Source organism: Peribacillus muralis (assembly GCF_001439925.1).
Classification (GTDB): Bacteria; Bacillota; Bacilli; order Bacillales; family DSM-1321; genus Peribacillus; species Peribacillus muralis.
This window is the reverse complement of the sequence record NZ_LMBV01000013.1, coordinates 22,269-45,289: the sequence shown is the minus strand read 5'-3', so window position 1 is coordinate 45,289 and position 23,021 is coordinate 22,269. Positions and strand designations below refer to the sequence as shown.

Here is a 23,021-nt window from a genome sequence, read left to right as displayed (position 1 = left end):
CTGTATATGCTTGAAACGTTTGCCCCTTTTTTGCCATACAAAAATCCCCTCCAGATTGACAGTTAAGAAAATTTTATCATGTTCTCTTTTTTCTCTGTCTACCTGAAGGGGATAATACCACTTAGGCAGCTCTTTTTTTAAAAACTAAAGGGGCAGGGAGTGGATAAAGGAATTTAGTTATGGTAAAAAGATTCATTCTTGTGAGGTTTAATACTCAGGTTATGTGGTATATGAATGATATCGGATTATAGCATTTTATTCTCCTATCGGCCTAATTTTTATGGTCGGGGTTCATTATGAAAGAGTATCGTTTCTGAATAATTTCGGCAAGTGGCTCATATTCTTCTTTTGATTATTACCAATTACTTCAGGGTGAAAAAGGAGTGATATATCATGAGGCAAATGTGTATTTTCTGTTTGAAATGGACTGACATGGATACGATGACACCAGTCTTTGAACAAGGTAGAGAGTTCGTCAATTATTATTGTGAAAATTGTGTTACTGCTGCTATGGATAATTTGTTTAAGCTCCCATCCAAACATGCATGTGAACAATCAAGAGTCCACTAGGATCAAGCAATGCAATTTAAAAGTTAAGCGATTGTGCTAAAGTATCATAACTAGAGGCCATCTCAATCGAGAAGGGCTTTTTTTGTTCGGGTTTGTCATCTTCCTAATAATGTCGCATATTAAAATTAACCTAGTATAACCCTTATCAAAATATTTAAATATTCCTATTTTGTTTAAAGGTGAATGGAGGGCATTAAGACTCCTTATAATAGGGGAGGAATGGGAACTTAGTAATGAGTGATCACCTAACATGTGATTATCTTTAAAGTTGATGGCCTCCCACAATTTACTGGTGGAGGTCTTTCTTCATGTGAGCAGGATGTCGATACTGAATGGTAAGGTACTGCAAGTGATTATCCTCACCTAGATTTGTATCCAGTAACATAGTAATTTCAACCCACTTAAACAATATGATCATATCGTATATTTTAGATATAAATAATAAAAACAATAAAGAAACTAAAGCATATAAGGGGAAGATTAACCTGTTAAAGGAATTCAATGTTTGTTATACTCTTGACGCTGATGTTAAGTGGGAGAAAATAAAAAAAGGAGTGTGCAGTAAAAAAGAGGATGTTTTACAAGAAGTTCTGAAAAGGATGGAGCACTGTGAGCATATTATTGTAAAAAGTGATAGCAAGAATCATATTATCCATACATCATTAATACGGTATATACGCATTTTTGAAAATAAGTAATCTCACTACTGCTTTATGGAATATAAGTTATGATTGTATTCTCCTAACAGTCTATCTGCGAGGGGATTTTTCTATGGCAAAAAAAAGGATACATATACAGAGTGAGAAAAGTTTTTTAACACTTTAAAAGGAGTGTAAAGATGAATAATGAATTAGATGATGGTTTTATTGAGTCATTAATGGTTTCCCTTCAAGACGAAAGGGTCATTGAAAAGATAAAAGAAATAGCAGAAGCGGATTCGTTTAGTCAATTGGGGCAATATAAGGGGCTGCTGAGAGATAAAGAAAAAGAAATAGCAAGACTCCAACAAGAGATTGAGTCGAAGAACGAGGAAATTAGCGATTACCAAATAAAGATCACCCAGCTAAATGAGAAAATGGAAGCTTATTTTACTGAATTGCAAAAGAGAAGAGCTGACTATCGGGAAGCGGAAGAACTTTACGAAGTAGTTCAACAATTATCCGAACCCACGAAAAGTTCGTTGAAAGGAATTTTCAAGGGCGGGTCGGTGCAGGACTTCATTGTTTGTGGTGTGCAATATGAAAACATTTCATCATTGTGGGATTTTATTAAAAACGAGATTATGGAAGGACGGGAGCAGGAAAGAGAGATTTTGCTTGCCCTTTTTCTGTTTTTCTTTCAAGAACACGGTAAAACATACGATTCCCCTTTATACAAGCTACAGCAAGTGAAAATGGATGAAGTCTTCAGGGAAGATTTGCACATAAGGGCCCTCAATAGCAAAGTATCTGGGGACGTTACAGATATCCTGCTGCCGGGTTATATAAGCATTAATGGTAAAACCATTAAAAAATCCGTTGTGAGAATCTAGCAGGCAAAAACGAAATGATAGTAAAGGAGAAATAACAATGACATCGATTATTATCCCAGAGATTGAAGAAGGCATTGAAAAAATCCTTCTTGTGCAGTGGTATAAACAGCCAGGCGATTATATTACGGTGGGCGAAAGCTTAGCCAAATTAAGCTGTGAGGGCATCGAATTCGACCTCTTTTCAGAAAAAGAAGGTACTCTTAAAGAATTGAACGTAGCGGAGGACACAATAGTCAGGATTGGTGATCTGATATGTTTTTTGGATTCTGGTGAAGCAATTTCAGAAGAATTATTAATGGAAGTTGAAAAAAATGAAACGATAGAAGATAAAGAGCCGCTTGAGAACGTAACAAGTTTAGCTGATGAAAACAACATAGACAGTTCCATATACTTAATGAGTAAGAACGAAGAGCAGGCTTTATTCTCACCTGATTCCCAGACCGTTCCGATCTCTGCCATTTCAATGACTTATAAAGAAGTGAGATCTTTAATCAGCCATTTATATCAGAGTGCAGAAGAAACCTTCTTCAAGGATGAAGCGAGCTTCTTTCAAGACATAAAAAAGATGCTCCGTTCCAGATGGGTTTACATGAATAACGGGAATGCTATATATGATCACAGCATCGCAGCATTATTTCCTTATAGAAAATACTATGAATTAATGGACGAGGATTTTGACTATAAAAAGCATCTGGACGTTTCCGGTTTTAAAGGTGATGTGATGACACGGGAAGAAGCTGCAAAAAGTTTCAATACAACCGATCATCCTGTATATAAGAGGATACTAGCTTTAGATGATTACTCCACGAGTAAAAATCCTTCCATATCAAGGATATTTGCTAACCAAACGGTTAACTCTTCTAAATCCATAGCATTTATATCCAATGGGTACGACATTCAAAGCTTCGATGTAGTAAATCAAAAAAACAATTTGCTGGGAAAAGGATTTTTCGTTCCCGTTTTCCGTTTAAATGGTGAAAATGCCTTTGAAATCAATGACCGAATGGCTCTCCAATTCTGGCTGGAAAACCGGTTAGTACCAAGTGGATTAAGCGCAGAACGCCAGAAGGAGTATGATTATTTGCTGGCATTGTATCAATTGAAGGGTTTAGATCAGGAAAGTTTGCTAAAGGAATTGCCATCGATCGCTATCGATTCCAAGACGTTTTATGAGAAGCTTTTAAAATCTGAAAAAGTAAGAGCTGATATTGATACATATGATGAGAAGATGTTGACAGATCCAAACCGGGGACATTGGGATCTATGGCCTGTAAACTCTCCCGAAAAACCTTTAACGATAAAACTGAACGAAGAAATAATGGCTAGAAATCCTAAAATGGATATCAGGGAGGATGGCATAGTTGGTATTGATTTTGGAACAAAAAGTACAGTGGTCGTCCATCAAGAAGAAAGTGATTTTACCCTTCCCATGCGAATTGGGGTTGGTTACCTTAACACGGAAGTCCAAGATTGGCATTATGAAAATCCAACCGTGATCGAATTTATCGATTTAGAACATTTTCTGGAGCTTTATCACGAAAAAGAAGGAAGACCAGATACAAGGTGGCAGGATGTGACGGTTTCCCACAATGCGCTTAACAACTTGATGAATGGAAAGAGTGATCATTATTATTCCATATTGAATAATCTAAAGCAGTGGGCTGGAGAAAAGAGAAACGAACTCCGATTGAAAGACAAGAGGGGATATGCCGTTGTACTGCGCTCCTTTTTGGAATTAACCGATCAGGAAATCAACCCTATTGAGTTATATGCCTACTACCTCGGATTGTATATCAATAACCAGAACAATGGAATTTACCTGGATTACACCTTATCTTTCCCGGTGACGTATGAAAAAGAAGTAAGGGAAAGAATCCTGAAGTGTTTTGAGCGCGGGTTAAAAAAGACGCTTCCTATGCCAATTCAACAGGATGAAGAATTAATGAAAAAGTTTCGTGTCACCGCTGGGGCTAGTGAACCTGCCGCCTATGCCGTTTGTGCGTTACAGGAATACGGATTTGAACCGGAAGAGGCTGAAGAAACGTACTATGGCGTGTTTGATTTTGGTGGAGGAACGACAGATTTTGATTTTGGTATTTGGCGTGAAGCGGGTTTGAAAGAAAGCAGGTATGATTATGTCATCGAGCATTTTGCAGCGGGCGGGGACCGTTATTTAGGTGGGGAGAACATGCTAGAGCTTTTGGCGTTCCAAGTGTTTAAAAACAACCAAAGATCAATGCGTGAGCTAAACATTCCTTTTACTCTCCCAGCAGAATGTGTGAAATTTCCCGGAAGTGAACCACTGATTAATGAGTCACAAGAATCCTATTTAAATACGAAACAATTGGTGGAAAAATTAAGACCGCTTTGGGAAAGGCATGAACGGTATGAAGAAGAGTTCGGAAGGGGCATGATCCGGGCAGACTTGTTTGACAAAGCCGGCCACGCAAAACTCAATGTGGAACTTTTGATCGATCAAGATGAACTGGAACAACTGATTGAGAAAAGAATTGAAAAAGGCATCAAAAATTTCTTTGAGTCATTAAGGCGCGCTTTTGCCCGGACAGAACACAACAAAATTAATAAAGTGAATATACTGCTTGCGGGTAATTCAAGTAAATCCCCGGTCGTTATGAATCTATTTAATGAATGGATTGAAAGGGAAGTGCAGAACACTCAAAACTGGGGAGAAGTATCCAGTGACCTTTTTGAGATTCTTCCGCCACTAGGGACAGAAGGCGCTTTTTTAAAGCAAGAAGAGAGAAACAGAGTGGTTAACCGCGATATATTAACCGCTCCTACAGGAAAAACGGGCGTTGCCTTTGGACTTGTACAAAGCAGGAAAGGCGGAAGCATAAAAGTTATTGATCGCGATATGGTGAATGGGGAATCAAAGTTCAAGTATTTTCTTGGAATCGGGAGAAAAGGTAAATTAAAAACGATGATTGATCAAGAAGAAGAATATAACAAGTGGCATCTTTTCATTGATGCGTCAGAAGAGGATTTTGAAATTTATTACACAAGTCTCCCTGAAGCAAGTAACAACCAGCTTGATATTAAACAGGCACAGAGGAAAAAGCTTCGAATTGAACATGTAGACGATTCAGCTTTTGTTTACATTCGAACCATAAGCCCGACTGTTATTGAATATGTTGTTGCAGACGAAGACTCCATTATAAGTGGGGAGTATTTAGGTGTAATTACTAAGGTTGAATTAAGCTAATCTTTCGATATGAAAATTCAGGAAAAGGCCTCCCGTATATACTGAGGGAGGCCTTTTTTCTGCACAGCGTATTCACTTTGGTACCGTGTAATAGTTTCCCGTGGTACTTCACAATGTTTAATACTTATTAATGCTCGAAGCTCTATGTGTTCATCCCGCTGATTTATTTCTTGTTCCTCCTGATGTACCATTATCTTGGGTCATTAATTGGACAACTATGTGTTTCAGTTCAATCTTTTTGACTTTTTCTTCTACTTTCACTTTTTTTCAGAGGCTTTTCTGATCTTTTTAGAAACTTATTATTATAAGGGTTTTCCCAATTTACAAGTAGCCTCTCCGTTGATTCCATGTTTACAACGGTTTTTCATCCTTGAACTGGGAGAGACTTATAGCTCATGGTTTGAAATATAATTTTAAATATATCAATATCAAATTGAAATAATGCTAGAAATAACATATACTGAAAATTGAGAATTATTTGTAAATACAATCCTTCTTCGGGGATTGTCCACCTTTATAAAATTAAATATGAAAAAAGAGCGTAATGAATGAGATTTATCTTTCGGTAAAGTGGATCTTTATTTTCTAAAGTGATGATTTCAAAGGGGGAATATGATGAAAATATGGAAAAGTTGCACAATGAGTTCAATTTTGGCACTTTCTTTATGTGTACCTTTCACATCCTATGCACAAGCAAATTCAAACGAAGTGAGTGATGTGAGTAAGGAAGCGGGCAGTACATATCAGGTGTTGAAAAAAGCAAAAAACCCGGAAGAGGCGGGCTTTTCATCGGAAAAGCTGGAAAAGGTCGATCAGTTGATTGAAATGGAAGTGGCTTCCGGTTTCCCGGGAGCTGCCCTGATTGTCATTAAGGACGGAAAGATCGTTAAAAATGATAGCTACGGGTACAAGCGGAAGTTTAGTGAGCATACGCCTCTAAAGCGTTTTCAAAAAATGGAAAACGATACGATGTTTGACCTTGCTTCAAATACGAAGATGTATGCGACAAATTTTGCGCTTCAAAAATTAGTCAGTGAAGGCAAGCTCGATATCCAGGCAAAAGTTCAGCAATATATTCCTGAGTTCAAAGATGCGGAAGCGGATGTGATCAAGGGAAAGGATACGTTGAGGGTAGTAGATGTTCTCCATCATACAGCCGGGTTCAAACCAGATCCGCAATATCACAATCCACTTGTTTCAAAGGAGCTTTACTCACAGGAGCGGAATAAAACGATGTCGTTCATATCGAAAACGCCGTTGACTTATGTTCCGGGAACACAGAATGTATACAGTGATGTTGACTATATGCTGCTCGGTGCAATTATAGAAAAAATAACGGGTCAGCCGCTTGATACGTATGTTGAAAATGAATTGTACAAGCCGCTTAACTTGAAAAATACAAAGTTCAATCCGCTTCAAAAAGGCTTTAAGCCTAAAGATTTTGCTGCAACTGAATTGTTTGGCAACACGCGGGATGGCGTGATTGATTTTCCTAACATTCGCACATACACCCTTCAAGGGGAGGTCCATGATGAAAAGGCCTTTTATTCGATGGGAGGCGTCTCAGGTCATGCAGGGCTTTTTTCCAATACGAAAGATATCGCTGTCCTGCTCCAGGTGATGCTGAACGGCGGAGGATACGGCAAGCATGAGCTTTTTGATCAAGAAACGATCAATGAATTCGTAGCACCTTCCGAGATGAATCGGACCTATGGCCTTGGCTGGAGACGAAATGGCGATGATAGCATGAAGTGGATGTTCGGCCCTTATGCGAGTGAAAATGCTTATGGTCATACAGGGTGGACGGGAACCGTGACGATTATCGATCCTGAAAAAGATTTAGGAATTGTTTTGCTTACAAACAAAAAACATTCACCGCTCGTAAATCCTGTAGCCAATAGCAATCAGTTCTACGGCGACCTCTTTAAAACAGGAAGTTATGGAAGTGTCGTGACGGCGATCTATGAAGCGTTGGAAATTGGTACAAAATAGAGGAATTGTACTGACTCGCATTCCAGCAGCTTCCGTTTAAAAGAGATATATCAACGGAAACTGGACTATATCAACGGAAAACCAAGATATATCGACGGAAATTGGACTATATCAACGGAAAACTAAGATATATCGACGAAACCTGGAATATATCAACGAAAAACCGAGATATATCGACGAAAATAGGACTATATCAATGGAAAACCGAGATATATCGACGAAAATAGGACTATCAATGGAAAATCGAGATATATCGACGGAAATAGGGATATATCAACGAAATCCCGAGATATGAGTTTGGTCTATTAAAAAAATCAAGGCTATCACCTGAGGTGATAGCCTTGATTTTTATTTCACTAAACTTTTTACCACATTATCAATGATTTGTTCATTAGCGACAGATCCTGTGTATAACCAGCTTTCGTCGGCAGAAAACTCATGAACATTTCCAGATTTTACAGCAGGGATGCTTTTCCATAGTGCTTCATTAAGCGCTTTTGAGCCAGTGGATGTATCACTATTGATCAAGAATAGGTGATCGGCGTCCATTTCCACTAATTTCTCTAATGAAATGGCACTCCAGTTTCCTGTTGCACTAGCGGAGATTTCCTTGACAACATCCGGTTCCTTCAAGCCTAAGTCATCATACATGACAGCTCCGCTCGATAGGTTGTCGCTTACGACGAAGAACTTGCCGCCGACTAGCCAAACGGCTGCCACGGATGGATTGTCCGTTTCTTTTTCAAGCGTTTTTTTAGCCTCTGCAGCTTTCGCCTCGTAATTGTCTAAAGCCTTCTTGGCTTCATCTTCTTTGCCAAATACTTCTCCAACGCGCTTAAGCTCATCACGCCAGTCATTGTTCACTTCGGTACCGATTACATATGTAGGGGCAATTTTATTATATTGCTCATACTTCCCGCCTTCGACCATGCTTGCAGAGTCCATGATGATCAAGTCCGGTTTCATTTTTTGAACGGCTTCGAATGGAAGGTCGTGTGGAATGGTTGGAATCCCATCAAGGTCCTCCTGTAAATATCCTTGAATGCTTGCTCCATCTTTTACACTCCATTGCGCGACAGGTTTAACGCCCAATGTGACAAGATTATCTTCAAGGTATGACGCGATGACACGCTCCGGCTTGGCCGGAATAGTGACTTTATGTCCCATTGCATCCGTTAGCGTTCTTGTCTTCACTTCTTCTTTGTTATCTTTATTGGAAGTTTGATCAGTTTTATTTGTCGAAGATTGGTTATCCTTCGCTTCTTCATCACCACAGGCAGCCAAGGAAATGGCTAGCAATCCAGCGCCCAAAAGTTGCAGCATTTTTTTCTTGCTTATCACGTTATACATTTAAATCCCCCTAAATATATGATAAAATAATTTATGCATGATAATGATTCTCGATTTCAATTAATTTAAATATAGAAATTACTCATTGTCAATCGTTATTTTTTTGGGGATTTCCCTTTGGAGAGTAGTTGTACAGATGAATTCAAAAACAAAAATCGACAAGGTACCGCTAAATACATATAAAAATAGAGTAACCAGCTTGGTCATCATGATAGTGGGCCTTGCATGCTTACTCGTTTCAATTATTGCTTCAATCAATCTCGGTGCCGCCGATTTGAGCTATCGTGATGTATATAACGCATTATTTCAATTTGATGAAAATAATCCCGCTCATACGATCATTCGCCAATTAAGATTTCCGCGGGCAATCGCTGCAGTGTGTGTAGGAGCTGCGTTAGCCGTCTCCGGGGCAATCATGCAAGGGATGACGAGGAATCCCTTGGCTGATCCTTCCATACTGGGTGTAACCGCTGGATCATCGTTTTTCATTGCGATTGCGCTTGTGGTCATGCCGGGTGTAACGTATTTGGGGTTAATGATGTTCTCTTTTGCCGGTGCAGGGTTGGGCGCGGCATTGGTGTTCGGAATCACGTCGTATTCAAGGGGCGGCATAACACCTGTCAAGCTCGCACTCGCCGGCTCTGCCATAGCATCCTTGCTTAGCTCGCTTTCAACTGCGGTCGGGATCAAATTCAATATTTCAAAAGATATTAGCTATTGGTTTGCCGGAGGGGTTTCAAGTGTGCAGCCACAACATGTTTTATTTACGCTTCCATTTATCGTGGTGGGGCTATTGGTAGCCTTGGTTCTTTCCCGCTCCATTTCCATTCTTAGCTTAGGGGAAGACGTGGCAAAAGGACTTGGGCAAAATACCGGCATCGTGAAGCTTATAGGAACGATTGCGGTGCTGCTGCTGACTGGAGCTGCTGTATCGATTGCAGGCATGATTGGTTTCGTAGGCTTGGTTATACCCCATATCACCAGGTTTTTGGTCGGGAATGATTACAGGCTGATTATCCCTTGTTCCGCCATTCTCGGTGGCGTGCTATTGCTGGTTGCCGATATCGTCGGTCGGATGGTTAATGCTCCATTCGAGACGCCTGTTGGGGCCATCACAGCCATTATTGGCGTTCCCTTTTTCCTTTATTTAGCTCGTAAGGAAGGGAGGGGATTATGATGTCGAAGCAATCTGGCCCGAATGAGGGACGCTTTAAGAAGCTGCTTGCCTTAACGAGCATTTTAACCGTAATTGTATTTTTCATCAGTATTAATGCAGGATACCTAAAGATTCCGCTGATTGATGTTATATCAACATTATTAGGAAAGGGCACTGCTGAAAATGAATTGACGATTTTCGATTTCCGTTTGCCAAGGATCGTTCTGGCGATGCTTGTAGGAATGGGAATTGCCGTTTCGGGTGCAATTTTACAGGGCATTTCCCAAAATCCATTAGCTGATCCTGGCATATTGGGAATCAATGCAGGAGCAGGATTCACAGTCGTACTTTATATGTTCTTTTTCCAGGGTACTGCATTCTTCAATGGAGGATCTTCCGTGTTCATCATGCCCGTCACGGCCTTGCTTGGTTCTTTCCTTGCCGCATTTTTAATTTATGTTCTTTCCTGGAAAAAAGGGCAGGTGACGCCTGCGAGGTTATTACTGGTCGGAATCGGCATCAATGCCGCGTTCGGCGCAGGTTTGGTCATTTTCCAGATGAAAATGGAACCGAACAATTTCATGAAGGCTTTAATCTGGTTATCAGGAACGATTTGGGGCACAAACTGGACGTTTGTCTGGGCGTTATTACCTTGGTTGGTTGTCTTGATTCCCTTGGCCATTTATAAATCAAAAGTATTGGACGTTCTTCAGTTAGGTAATTCAATCGCCATCGGCATCGGTGTACGGGTAGAAAAGGAACGCAGGCTATTATTGATGGTTTCCGTCGCACTGGCGGGTGTATGTGTTTCTGTGGGCGGGGGCATTTCCTTTTTAGGTCTGATCGCCCCACATATGGCGAGAAGGCTAGTGGGGGCGAGACATGCAAGATTATTGCCATTGACTGCAATCCTAGGTTCTTTATTGCTGTTATCCGCGGATACATTGGGACGGATCATCATGGCCCCAATGGAACTTCCGGTAGGCATCATCGTATCGATTCTAGGTGCTCCGTACTTTATTTACTTGCTTGTGAAAAACATTTAGTTATCGAAGCGGTGCATGGCAAGATCCTGCTCTTTTAAAATCTAATTTTTGAATAGACATTTCTAATAATGAAGGAGATGCCGTCTGTATTTTGCAGGCGGCTTCTTTTTTTTGTTTCAATGCAGAGTGCGACTCCAAAGGAGCAGCGCAGGCACTAAAGCACCGAGGAGGACCGCGGTGGGCGGGATTTTATCCATTGTTTTTACACTGAATGAAGAGGTAAGAGAGGTCAAATTTTAATTCCTCCACTCCAAAGGGTGTAGCCCGAATATGGAGGCGGTGTGATGAAGTATCGCAAAAAGAAATCTAAAAAAGAGGTTGACCGAACGGCTTGTACCCGCTTACAATGATAATTAGTTATTAGTCAATTTAGAAAATTGAAAAAGAGGTCCTTGCATGACAAAGGAATTCGACAGAAGAATCGGGCGCCATGCAATCATGTACGCGTTTGCGGACGAAGAGGAAGAAGCTATATTAACGAATGATTTAAAGCGGATGGATTGGCTTTACGGAAAAGGTAAGGTCGGATCGATGGAGCTGCAGAAAATAGTAGCGGCCATTGAGACATCAGCTAAAAGAATGGGATTAGTCAATTCCGATATCTATCGTGAAATGCATGCGCTGTATCATGCGATCATTGAAGCGCTTCAAGGTGTGACACGCGGCCAGGTCGAGCTTGGCGGTCTTTTGAGGACGGCGGGCCTTCGGTTTGCAATCGTCCGTGGCAGGCCGTTCAAGAACAGTGACGAGGGCGAATGGATTGCAGTAGCGGTTTATGGAACGATCGGAGCACCGGTTCGGGGATTTGAACATGAAGCGGTTGGCTTGGGAATTAACCACATTTAAATAATTAAAAGCCTATAGGTAATTAGTGAATTAGGGGGCTGTATTGATGACTGGATAAGTCTGTCAATATGGCCTCCTTTTTGTTTGGAAAAAAAGGATGAGGGGTGCAGGAAAATGATTACATTAACAGGCCAAACTTTAACGATTGAAGATGCGAAGCAAGTATTGTATGGAGGGGCATTTGTCACGGCATCGGCCGAGAGTGTCGAGAAGGTGGAAAAAAGCAGGGAAGCGGTCGAGAACATAGTGAAACAAAAGAAAGTCGTCTACGGCATTACAACTGGTTTTGGAAAATTCAGCGATGTGTTGATTGATGCCGAGGATGTAGAGCAGCTGCAGTGGAATTTGATTCATTCCCACGCATGCGGTGTTGGAGAACCGTTTCCTGAGGTGGTTTCAAGAGCGATGGTCCTGCTTCGTGCCAATGCACTATTAAAAGGATTCTCCGGTGTGCGTCCTGTGGTCATCGAACGTTTGATCGAGCTTTTGAATGCCGGGGTCCATCCGGTTATCCCCCAGCAAGGCTCACTTGGGGCGAGTGGCGACTTGGCACCGCTTTCCCATTTGGCGCTAGTATTGATGGGGGAAGGAGAAGTGTTCTACAAAGGGGAGCGAATGGAGGCGATCACGGCATTATCGAAAGAGGGAATACTGCCGCTGACACTAAAAGCGAAAGAAGGGCTGGCATTAATCAACGGCACGCAGGCGATGACGGGGATGGGCCTCGTCAATTACATCGAAGCGGAACAGCTGGCCCATCAAACAGAGGCGATTGCTTCCTTGACGTTGGAAGGGTTGCGCGGCATTGAAGATGCCTTTGATGAGGATGTGCATCTTGCCCGCGGTTACCGACAGCAAACCGAGGTCGCGGCACGAATTCGCCGCATGATCCACGGCAGCCAGCTCATCACCAAGCAAGGGGAGCTCCGGGTACAGGATGCGTATTCCCTTCGCTGCATACCGCAGGTACATGGGGCATCATGGCAAACTCTCGATTATGTTAAAGAAAAACTGGAAATCGAAATGAATGCTGCGACGGATAATCCGCTTATTTTCGATGATGGTGAAAAGGTTATTTCAGGAGGTAACTTCCATGGTCAGCCGATAGCGTTTGCGATGGACTTCATGAAAATCGCCGTTGCCGAGCTTGCGAATATTTCCGAGCGCCGCATAGAGAGACTTGTCAATCCCCAGCTGAATGATTTACCGCCATTTTTGAGTCCATCACCTGGCTTGCAATCGGGAGCGATGATCATGCAATATTGTGCCGCTTCACTCGTTTCTGAAAACAAGACACTCGCCCACCCGGCAAGCGTGGATTCGATTCCATCTTCAGCGAATCAGGAAGATCATGTAAGCATGGGCACGATTGGTTCCCGGCACGCACATCAAATCATCCAAAACGTCCGACGCGTACTGGCAATTGAGCTCATTTGTGCGCTGCAAGCTGTGGAATACCGGGGAACGGAAAAGATGGCTTTATTCACGAACGATTTTTATACGGAAGCAAGAAAGATCATTCCTAGCATTACACAAGATCGCATCTTTGCTAAGGATATTGAAGCGGCGGCCAGCTGGTTACTAGAAATGGATTGGAATTCGTTCATTGTTGGGAGCTTGCCCACCACTTAACATTGGGAAATGCTGCGATGCTCTTGAACCATAAATATATCATTCCCAAAAATCTAAAAAAAGGTCTTTTCATATAAAAGAAAAGACCTAGATACATAAAATTCGCAAGCTGAATTCGAATGAATGATTGACTTTGCTTTAGAGATTACCTATGCATGGTTGGAGGGGAATTTAATTTGGAAAATCGCCAATTGCAACTGCCCGCTAAAAATGAGCAAAACGAGCCGCCTCGTTCTTTGCAAAGAAAATTGAAAGCACGCCACCTGACGATGATTTCTTTAGGCGGCGCGATTGGTACGGGGCTCTTCCTCGGAAGTGGCCCGGCCATCCATTCTGCAGGTCCTGGAGGGGCACTGGTCGCATATGCCGTCATTGGCATCATGGTCTATTTCATTATGACCAGTCTTGGGGAATTGGCATCTTTCATGCCAGTTAGCGGCGCTTTCAGTACATATGCCACTAGGTTTATCGATCCTGCCCTTGGATTTGCGCTTGGCTGGAACTATTGGTTCACTTGGGCGATGACGCTTGCCGCGGAGCTATCTGCCGCAACGATGGTCATGAAGTTCTGGTTTCCGCACAGTCCATCATTTTTATGGAGCTCAATGTTTTTAGTTTTAATATTCCTTTTGAATTACGTATCAGTAAAAGGGTATGGAGAGGGGGAATATTGGTTTTCACTCATCAAGGTCGCGACTATCATCATTTTTATCGTAGTCGGTATATTGATGATATTCGGTATCATGAACGGAGAGGCGATCGGCTTTAAAAATTTCACGGTAGGTGACGCTCCGTTTGCTGGTGGATTTTTGGCCACTTTGGGGATTTTCATAGCTGCTGGTTTTTCCTTTCAAGGAACGGAAATCGTCGGTGTGGCAGCGGGAGAGAGTGAAAACCCGGCAAAGAATGTTCCAAGGGCCGTTCGCAGCATCTTTTGGAGGATATTCCTCTTTTATATTTTGGCGATTTTTGTTATCGGCTTGATCGTTCCCTATACGAATGAGAGCCTTCAGGGACACACGATAATGGTCAGCCCATTCACGATGGTATTTGAAAAAGTGGGACTGGCATTTGCAGCTTCAGTGATGAATGCCATCATTTTGACGGCTGTATTATCCGCAGGTAACTCAAGTCTTTATGTGACAAGCCGGATGTTGTACTCGATGGCAAATGAAGGGCTGGCACCAAAAATGTTCGGAAAGCTGAATAAGCGCGGCGTTCCCATTTGGGGACTTATCGTCACTTCACTTGTAGGCATGCTGGCATTTTTCGCATCCGTTTTTGGTGATGGAGTGATATATATTTGGCTGATGAACGCTGTCGGTGTCACAGGTTTTATATTTTGGCTTGGAATAGCGGCGAGTCATTACCGATTTAGGAAAGCATACATTGCCCAAGGGTATTCACTGGATGACCTTCCCTATCTGTCAAAATGGTTCCCTTTCGGTCCGATATTTTCCTTTGCATTGTGTTTCTTCGTTTTATTGGCGCAAAACTATCAAGCGTTCCTGGGAGACCACATAAATTGGGCAGGTGTGATGGCAGCTTATCTCGGCATCCCGCTTTTTCTAGTGATGTGGCTTGGTTATAAGTTCGTAAAGAAAACGAAAGTGATTCCGTTGGAAGAGTGCCGGATCGATTTTGATGAACATAGGAACAGTTAAATAGGTAATATGGATGAAAACCTTGGAATGGAAGTTATTTCAAGGTTTTGTTTTTATAATAAAGGGAATTAGATATGGGGTTATTAAAAGGCGGACAGAAATAAAAAAAACCCATTTTTTATGTCTTCGAAATCAACAGTGGGATTTATTGGAATACTACATAGTGAAAAAAAACTGAAAAAATTCTTGGCGGAGGGCGGGCCTTTAGTTTTGCGGCTTGCCAAAACGCTGATATATCAACGTTTTTTCAGGATTGAGGAATAAGTGCAAAGGAATGAGATATCGGGCATTTAAGCCAAGGACCTAGCCCTACATCATTTGAATTTATATTCATTGTTTGTTAAGGTAATGAAGTACTTTAGGTATGAAGGTTCAGTCCTCGTGATGGGACTGGCAAAACTTTAAATAAAAAAACCATTATATTTCAGTTGGTATACGCTGTGCCTGTTCGATTCCTCAGTTGTATTACACCTCTTTTCCCTGCTTGAAATACTCTAATTAAATTCATGGGAATCCTGTATTCATTTTTTCAATGCGTTTTGGTGTCATGCCAAGTATTATTCCACCTGATATTAGGAAAATGAAGTACTTTAGAGGGTAATCTTTTGTCCGACGCCTGGACAATATCTCTAAGTGGAAATCGTTTATATTACAGTTGGTATAGGTTGTGCCTGCTTATTTCCTCAGTTGTGATTGCACCTCTTTTTCCTACTTGAAATGCTCAATTAATCACACATGTAATCCAAGTAAAGAATTCCTTCTTGGGAATAGTAATAACAAGAAGGAGCCACTCATATGTGTCAAATCCGCTTTTTTTGACTTATATATAGTATCGAGCATATGAAAAAAGTGTAGAGGTAGAATCGTTTTTACCTTCCCGTTATTTTAAGGTGCTTGTGTATTAATCATCATCACTCGCATAAAACGGGGAATTTCAGCAAAACTGAACCATATGGGCAACTATTAGAATGAGGTGACTTGATGAAGCCGTATGTAGAAGTCAGAAAGGTCTCGAAGATCTTTGGCAAATCTCCAAAAGCAGCAACAGATTTATTGATTCAAGGCAAATCGAAAAAAGATATCCTGAAAGAAACGGGACATACTGTCGGCGTTAATAATGTGAATTTCGAGATTTACCCTGGCGAGATTTTTGTCATCATGGGTTTATCCGGAAGTGGTAAATCGACGTTGATCCGAATGTTCAATCGTTTGATAGATCCTACCCTTGGTGAAATATTGATTGGGGGAGAAGATATCGTAAAGATGAACGCCGCCCGCTTAAGAGAAGTAAGGCAAAAAAAAATAAGCATGGTGTTTCAAAACTTTGCTTTATTCCCGCATAAAACAATATTGGAAAACGCTGAATTTGGGCTCGAAATCCAGAAGGTCGATCCAGCAAAACGTCAGGAAAAGGCGATGAAGGCACTTGAGGCTGTTGGATTGAAAGGCTACGAAAATCAGCTTCCGTCCCAGCTTAGCGGCGGGATGCAGCAAAGGGTTGGATTAGCCCGGGCGCTTGCAAGTGATACGGACATTTTATTGATGGACGAAGCCTTTAGCGCTCTTGATCCATTAATCCGTAAAGATATGCAGGATGAGCTGGTTGAAATTCAAGATCAGTACAAAAAAACGATCATTTTCATTACCCATGATCTTGATGAAGCATTGAGAATCGGGGATAGAATTGCGCTTATGAAGGATGGAAGCGTGATTCAGTTGGGAACACCAGAACAAATCATGATGAATCCAGCCAATGAATTTGTCGAGAAATTCGTCGAAGATGTAGATTTATCAAAAGTATTGACAGCTTCTCATGTGATGATCCGTCCAGAGAAGATCTCAGTGGACAGAGGACCGCGGGTTGCCTTGGAAATCATGCGTAAACAGGGGTATTCCAGCATTTTTGTTGTGGATAGGAAGCAGAAGTTATTGGGAGCGGTCACAGCTGAACAGGCTCGTCAGGCCATGAGCAATAATCAATCGATTTCTGAAGTGATGACAACGGATATACCAACGGTAAAAGAGGATGAGTTACTAGGAAACCTTATGGACGTGATGGCAACATCAAACTTGCCAATCTCAGTCATTGATGATGAAAAAAGAATTAAAGGAATTCTTCTCCGCGGTGCCGTTATCGGTGCCTTGGCAGGCAATAAAGATTCCTTGAATGAAATGGAGAGTGAATAATTCAATGAATATGCCGAAAATCCCACTAGGAGCTTGGGTCGATTCTTTAGTGGATTGGATAACTATTGTATTTGCTGGATTATTTACACTCATTACGAATGTAATTGAAGGTCTATTGAATATACTTGTCGACGTAATGAGTGCCGGACCATCAATCGTGTTGATTTTAGTGCTAACCCTACTGGTTACTTATACAAGCAAATGGCCATTGGGAATCTTTACATTTATCAGCTTATTATTGATCGATAATCTTGGTTATTGGGAATCGAGCATTCAAACACTGGCTATCGTCATATTGTCTGGGTTCCTGACGATACTGATCGGGATACCGATTGGAATATGGTGTGCCCAAAATAACACGGTGCGCAAAATCGTCACTCCGATTTTGGACTTCATGCAAACGATGCCCGCATTCGTTTATCTGATTCCTTCGATATTATTCTTTGGTATAGGGGTCGTGCCGGGAATCATTGCGTCATTCATATTCGCAATCGCACCGACAATCCGGATGACCAATCTTGGGATTCAGGAAGTGCCTAATGATTTGATCGAAGCATCGGATGCTTTTGGATCGACAAGCGGTCAAAAGTTAATCAAGGTACAAATACCGTTGGCCACTCCGACGATCATGGCAGGGGTCAACCAAAGCATCATGCTCGCACTTTCCATGGTTGTTACAGCTTCATTGGTTGGTGCACCAGGACTTGGGGCAGATGTATACCGCGCTGTCAGCCAAATAAATGTAGGGCAAGGATTTGAGGCAGGGCTATCCATCGTTATCATTGCAATCATTCTCGATCGTATTACGCAAAATCTACGTAAGCCGGCTTACGAGAACTTCGTTAGCAGAAAAATCATTTTTATCGTTCTTGCCATACTCGTGGTAGGTACTGCATTATTCAGTACATTTGCAAAAGACACGGGTGTGAAAGGTGATGAAAACAGTTTTGCTGCCAAAGCCAATTATGAAATAATCGGGATTGAACCTGGAGCAGGAATAATGAAGCAGGCTAAAACGGCTATTTCCGATTATAAACTGGATGATTGGAATGTTGTGGAAGGATCTTCGGCTGCAATGGTAGCTGAACTGAAAAAAGCGATCGACAAAAAAGAACCAATCATCGTTACTGGTTGGTCACCGCATTGGATGTTCTCGAAATATGACTTGAAATATCTCGAAGATCCGAATGAAGTATTCGGCGGTTCTGAAAATATAAATTCCATTGCCAGGAAAGGCCTTGAACAGGATGCGCCAGGCGCTTATAAAATTCTGGATCAATTCTCCTGGGAAACGAAAGATATGGAAGATGTAATGGTCGATGTTGCAGATGGAACGTCTGCTTCAGAGGCAGCAGATAAGTGGATAAAAGAACATCAGGACAAAGTATCCGAATGGACTAAAGGTGCTGCGTCAGGAAATGGTGAAAAAATCAAGTTGGTTTATGTTGCCTGGGACACGGAAATTGCCAGCACGAATGTAATGGGCAAGGTTCTGGAGAAATACGGCTATGACGTAACTCTAAGCCAAGTTGAGGTGGGACCGATGTTTGCCGGAGTTGCAAACGGAAGTGCCGACGCCATGGTGGCCGCATGGCTCCCTAGCACACATAAGGATTACTATAATAAGTACAAAGCCGATTTGGTAAACCTTGGACCAAACCTAAAAGGAACGAAGAATGGTCTGGTCGTACCTGATTACGTCGATATCGATTCGATTGAAGATTTAAAATGAAGACAAAACGAGGGAATCTCAATAGAGATTCCCTCGTTTTTTAGTTTCACGGAGTGAATGAAGAAGACTCAATATATGGAAACGAACTTGCTTGATAATTCTTCTTCCGTTATTTCTATCTTCCCTTGTAAATTTTCGGCCAGTAACACATAGCTTTTGACACCTATGAATTCAGAATGTGAAATTAAAAAGAATTTTGTTCCTTTTTTGTACGCAAAAGATTCATCTTTAACTAACTTATACATCTTCATCCTTTTTCCACCTTATTACCATAAGTTCATCATTTTGCATGTAACGGATAGAACGGAATGCAGCTTTTATATATATCTTTATCTGTTTTCTTTTTATAACATTAGGATGAATATTGAGTCAACCATTATCACAAGGAGATTCATCGGGCCATCATCGATAGGAGATGAGGGCAGGTCTACCTTTGTCTGGAACTGTTTATGATTGAATGGTAAACTTCAGTTGGGAATTATAAGAAATGAAAATGAAATGCTAAAAAAATTAGGGAGGCATGCGAAAAAATGAAACCAATTATATTCGATGTCGATACAGGGATTGATGATGCCCTGGCGATGGCATACGCATTACATTCTCCAGAATTGGAGGTGCTCGGTTTTACGACTTGCTTTGGCAATGTGGCCGTTGAGGATGCGACTCGTAACACACTGGCGGTTTTAGAACAATTAAATCAGCATATCCCAGTTTACAGTGGGGCCAATCAAACCTTGAAGCGCGGGGAAAAGAAGAAATATCCGAAGCATGTCCATGGCGAAGACGGTCTAGGAAATACACTCAAGGGGCAACTTTCCCTCCAAGCAGCACATGAAAATGCAGTGGATTTCATCATCAATCAAGTGAATAGCCGTCCCCATGAAATTACGGTTATTGCAGTGGGCCCGCTGACTAATATCGCCTTGGCGATTAAAAAAGCCCCGGAAATCATGTCCCTCGTTAAAGAGGTGATCATAATGGGAGGTGCCGTGAAAGTACCGGGCAATGTAAACCCCTTTGCTGAAGCGAACATCATATCCGATCCCGATGCGGCAGATCTAGTATTATCATCAAATCTGCCAGTAACCCTGGTGGGCCTTGATGTGACCATGCAAACGTGTTTACCGAAATCGAAGCTTGATGATTGGCGTGCAACTGATACGGAATCTGCCCAATTTTTTGCGAAAATGACCGACCATTATATGAAGGCTTATGATTCCTCCCATCCAGGTTTGGGCGGTTGCGCTCTTCATGATCCACTTGCAGTCGGAGTTGCGATCGATTCTGGTTTTGTAAGTACAGAATTGATGGACGTCAAGGTGGTAACCGAAGGCGAAGAGACAGGCAGAACAATTGGTGAGCCTGATCGCAAATCCAGTATCCGTGTCTGCACGGAAGTAGATGCCGACCGATTTGTGAAACACTTTTTAGATCGGGTCATTAAAAGTTAGGCCGAAATAATTGGAGTTAGGTCGAATTAATTGAAGTTAGGCCGAATTAGTCTGGAGTTAGGTCGAATTAATTGAAGTTAGGCCGAATTAATCTGAAGTTAGGCCGAAATAATTGGAGTTAGGCCGAATTAATCTGGAGTTAGGTCGAAATAATTAGAGTTAGGCCGAATTAATTGAAGTTAGTTCGAATTAATTGAAGTTAGGCCGAAAAAAGCCGAATCAGGCCCGGATATATTAGGTAATGGCGATTTTCCGTTTGTCGGATGTCCTTCCATCCAATTATCTGAAAACGCTGGTGTTTTTCAAATATTAATCAAACGTTTGATTAATTCTGTCTAAAGTCACAATGATTTCGTCTAAAATCATATATTTGAGCAATGTTTCCAAAATAATTGGGTATATGGAACTTTTTTTATCGATAAAAAGTAAAACATTTGAAGTTCACATAAAAAAATAGTTTAGTGATTTAAAAAAACAGGTACATAGACTTTAATGATTCCATATTTAGGTTTATTTTTGTAATTATAATTTACCATTTTTCGACTTCTTCTTTATTTATATGGCAGAATTTGTATAGTTACATTAATATGTAACTATAAGATAAAAGGAGGATTTTTACTATGTCACAAATTCGCGTAACACCTTCAGAACTGAAAGATGTAGCTAGACAATATGATAATGAGAGCCAACAGGTAACGGATATCATTGGTCGTTTGGATAAAATGAGAGATCATTTAACTGGCATTTGGGAAGGTTCTTCAAGTGAAGCTTTCGTCGGGCAATACGAAGAATTGAAGCCTTCATTCATGGATATGGCAAGATTGTTGAATGAAGTTTCTCATCAATTGCATAAATCAGCGCAAATCCTTGAAGACACAGATAACCAGATTGCTAGTCAAATTCGCGGATAATCATCAGCTCAAAAGAGATAAAGAATTGTCTAGAAAAAGCGCCGCGACTCTTTTATGAAGATCGTGGCGCTTTTTTTGCTTGAAATGAGGTGGGCTATATATATATTCAACTAACGATCGATTTAAAGAGGTATACGGGGGAAGTGTTTGACTTGCAAGTGTCGGATTACCGCTCCATCAAGAAGGTAGTGGAAATAGTATGGCAGGTTAAGAATATTGCCAATACACCTAAAGAAGGCTATTGGGTGCGGGTCCAGAATAAAGAGTTCGTATGTTCAGGTTATGATACCCTGCTTGATAGCGGAATTACGACGGGGGACCGCCTTGAGATCCTCTAACGGTTAAGTGCGGCCTCATTATAGGAAAAAAGTCTAAAGCCCTTTAGCAGGGGTAAAGGAGTACATAGAATGGATGAGATGAAATCCACATATCTGGAGAAAAAAATTGCAGCACACATGGTGAAGGATGATAGTGGATATATATTCGTTTTCCAACGGGCGAATCTATCGATGCAAGATCCATTGGAATTGCAGCTTATCCATGAAGCTGATCCTGCTCTAAAGAAACATATAGAAGTGACAGAGGATGAGGTGCAGATCAGAGTAAATTCACCTGCCTCTTTTTTTGATTTTTCGAGTGCAAGAGAGAAAAATGTGCTAGTCCGATGGTTAACTTCATATCAAGTCGTGAAGAAGGTCAGATATCATCAATTGACTCGGCTGATGCTTTCCGTTTGTCCGGAAAATATCGTTTTTGATTCAAGTTTGTCCCCGCATTTCCTCCATTACGGTGTAAGAGATAGTTTGCCGCCCTATGAGCAGAATCAGGATATGTTATTTCAAGAAACGAAGGCAACGATCTCGGCGCTTGTGGATGGGCAGCAGTCATTCGAAGAGTACCTGCATTACCATCAAACACTAAAGCTATCGAACGAAGTCCAAAGTATATGGGCTGCCGGGACTTGGGATGAACTTTCCGCGGTCATCCAAACTAGAATAGATGCGTTGGAGAAGGAAGAAAAAGCATTTGTACATATCCCTGAAAAGAAGTGGAAAACGGCACGGTATTGTCTTGTTGGAATGGTGATCGCCCTTGTGCCATTGTTGTTCTTTACAATTTATACCCTATTCTTCTCCCAGCCTAGACACGCTGCTTACGTCGAAAGCGGTGAAAGCTTCCTAAAGCAGAATTATAGTGAAGTGATTGACCGCTTGGAAAACTACAATCCAAAAAAAATGCCGTATGTCGTTCAATATGAATTGGCAAAGTCTTATGTCACATATGAACCGCTGGAGGGTGCCGGGAGGAAGAATGTCGAAAATGCGATCACGTTGCAAACCGATAGTCAGTATCTCCTGTATTGGATTTATATAGGCAGGGGGGAGAATGAGGACGCGATCGATTTGGCGAGAATCATGGAGGACCGCGAATTGATTATGTATGGGCTGATCAACCAGAAAGAACAGATAAAGTTGGATGACAAGCTATCAGGAGAAGAAAAGGAAACACAGCTTAAGGAAGTCGATACTGAGTTGTCCCAATATGAAAAGGAAAAACAGGAATTAGAAAAGCAATTGAATGATCAGAACGTGGAGAAATCCGATCCTGAAGCGGAAGCTAAGCCTGCAGTAAAAGAAGAAGCAGAAAAGGAAAAAAGTGAGGGTTCCTTGAAAAAATCATCTGAAGAAAAAGAGAAAAGCAAAGAGTGAGGATATTGCCTTTTGCGGAGG

16 protein-coding genes are annotated in these 23,021 nt (G+C 41.5%); 14 read left to right on the top strand and 2 right to left on the bottom strand.

Going from position 1 to position 23,021, the window contains the following annotated elements:
• Window positions 1-1,408 precede the first annotated feature (1,408 nt).
• The 3 genes from ASU00_RS15815 (at window position 1,409) to pbp4b (ending at window position 7,316) form a co-directional block, all read left to right on the top strand.
• Entirely contained in the window at window positions 1,409-2,101 is a 693-nt protein-coding gene (locus ASU00_RS15815; RefSeq protein ID WP_057914444.1) for a coiled-coil domain-containing protein, read from the top strand.
• 37 nt (window positions 2,102-2,138) lie between these two features.
• Entirely contained in the window at window positions 2,139-5,324 is a 3,186-nt protein-coding gene (locus ASU00_RS15810) for a biotin/lipoyl-containing protein (protein ID WP_057914443.1), read from the top strand.
• Window positions 5,325-5,939: 615 nt separating this feature from the next.
• A complete protein-coding gene (pbp4b, locus tag ASU00_RS15805) occupies window positions 5,940-7,316 on the top strand; it encodes a penicillin binding protein PBP4B (RefSeq protein WP_057914442.1) in 1,377 nt (458 codons plus the stop codon).
• Window positions 7,317-7,664: 348 nt separating this feature from the next.
• On the opposite strand, the gene ASU00_RS15800 is transcribed toward pbp4b, so the two are convergent.
• Entirely contained in the window at window positions 7,665-8,666 is a 1,002-nt protein-coding gene (locus ASU00_RS15800) for an ABC transporter substrate-binding protein (protein ID WP_057914441.1), read from the bottom strand.
• A 136-nt stretch (window positions 8,667-8,802) separates the two neighbouring features.
• Between ASU00_RS15800 and ASU00_RS15795 the strand changes: the two genes are divergently transcribed.
• The 7 genes from ASU00_RS15795 to ASU00_RS15765 all read left to right on the top strand — a co-directional run bounded on the left by ASU00_RS15795 (window position 8,803) and on the right by ASU00_RS15765 (window position 18,929).
• A complete protein-coding gene (locus tag ASU00_RS15795; RefSeq protein WP_057914440.1) occupies window positions 8,803-9,843 on the top strand; it encodes a FecCD family ABC transporter permease in 1,041 nt (346 codons plus the stop codon).
• On the top strand, window positions 9,843-10,868 hold the full coding sequence (locus tag ASU00_RS15790; protein WP_057914439.1) for a FecCD family ABC transporter permease: 1,026 nt from the start codon (window positions 9,843-9,845) through the stop codon (window positions 10,866-10,868). Before ASU00_RS15795 ends, ASU00_RS15790 begins: the two co-directional genes overlap by 1 nt.
• Before the next feature lie 396 nt (window positions 10,869-11,264).
• The gene (hutP, locus tag ASU00_RS15785) at window positions 11,265-11,714 is read left to right on the top strand and encodes a hut operon transcriptional regulator HutP (protein ID WP_057914438.1); all 450 of its coding nucleotides are present in this window, start codon (window positions 11,265-11,267) and stop codon (window positions 11,712-11,714) included.
• Between the two features lie 114 nt (window positions 11,715-11,828).
• Window positions 11,829-13,346, top strand: coding sequence for a histidine ammonia-lyase (gene hutH, locus ASU00_RS15780; RefSeq protein WP_057914437.1), 1,518 nt, complete (start codon window positions 11,829-11,831; stop codon window positions 13,344-13,346).
• Between the two features lie 269 nt (window positions 13,347-13,615).
• Entirely contained in the window at window positions 13,616-15,010 is a 1,395-nt protein-coding gene (locus ASU00_RS15775; protein ID WP_236712753.1) for an amino acid permease, read from the top strand.
• Between the two features lie 981 nt (window positions 15,011-15,991).
• Complete coding sequence (locus tag ASU00_RS15770; protein WP_057914436.1) at window positions 15,992-17,197, top strand: quaternary amine ABC transporter ATP-binding protein; 1,206 nt, start codon at window positions 15,992-15,994, stop codon at window positions 17,195-17,197.
• A gap of 4 nt (window positions 17,198-17,201) precedes the next feature.
• Window positions 17,202-18,929 carry a glycine betaine ABC transporter substrate-binding protein gene (locus tag ASU00_RS15765; RefSeq protein WP_057914435.1) on the top strand — a complete coding sequence of 576 codons (1,728 nt, stop codon included), beginning with the start codon at window positions 17,202-17,204 and terminating at the stop codon, window positions 18,927-18,929.
• Between the two features lie 68 nt (window positions 18,930-18,997).
• Here the strand turns inward: ASU00_RS15765 and ASU00_RS15760 are convergent, their stop codons facing one another.
• Window positions 18,998-19,180 carry a hypothetical protein gene (locus ASU00_RS15760; RefSeq protein ID WP_057914434.1) on the bottom strand — a complete coding sequence of 61 codons (183 nt, stop codon included), beginning with the start codon at window positions 19,178-19,180 and terminating at the stop codon, window positions 18,998-19,000.
• A gap of 279 nt (window positions 19,181-19,459) precedes the next feature.
• Between ASU00_RS15760 and ASU00_RS15755 the strand changes: the two genes are divergently transcribed.
• The 4 genes from ASU00_RS15755 to essB all read left to right on the top strand — a co-directional run bounded on the left by ASU00_RS15755 (window position 19,460) and on the right by essB (window position 23,000).
• On the top strand, window positions 19,460-20,380 hold the full coding sequence (locus tag ASU00_RS15755; protein ID WP_057914433.1) for a nucleoside hydrolase: 921 nt from the start codon (window positions 19,460-19,462) through the stop codon (window positions 20,378-20,380).
• A 620-nt stretch (window positions 20,381-21,000) separates the two neighbouring features.
• Window positions 21,001-21,291 (top strand): WXG100 family type VII secretion target, encoded by a 291-nt coding sequence (locus ASU00_RS15750; RefSeq protein ID WP_057914432.1) that lies wholly within the window; start codon window positions 21,001-21,003, stop codon window positions 21,289-21,291.
• A 98-nt stretch (window positions 21,292-21,389) separates the two neighbouring features.
• Window positions 21,390-21,629 carry an ESX secretion system protein YukD gene (yukD, locus tag ASU00_RS15745; RefSeq protein ID WP_057914503.1) on the top strand — a complete coding sequence of 80 codons (240 nt, stop codon included), beginning with the start codon at window positions 21,390-21,392 and terminating at the stop codon, window positions 21,627-21,629.
• Window positions 21,630-21,698: 69 nt separating this feature from the next.
• Window positions 21,699-23,000, top strand: coding sequence for a type VII secretion protein EssB (gene essB, locus ASU00_RS15740; protein ID WP_057914431.1), 1,302 nt, complete (start codon window positions 21,699-21,701; stop codon window positions 22,998-23,000).
• Window positions 23,001-23,021: the final 21 nt, after the last annotated feature.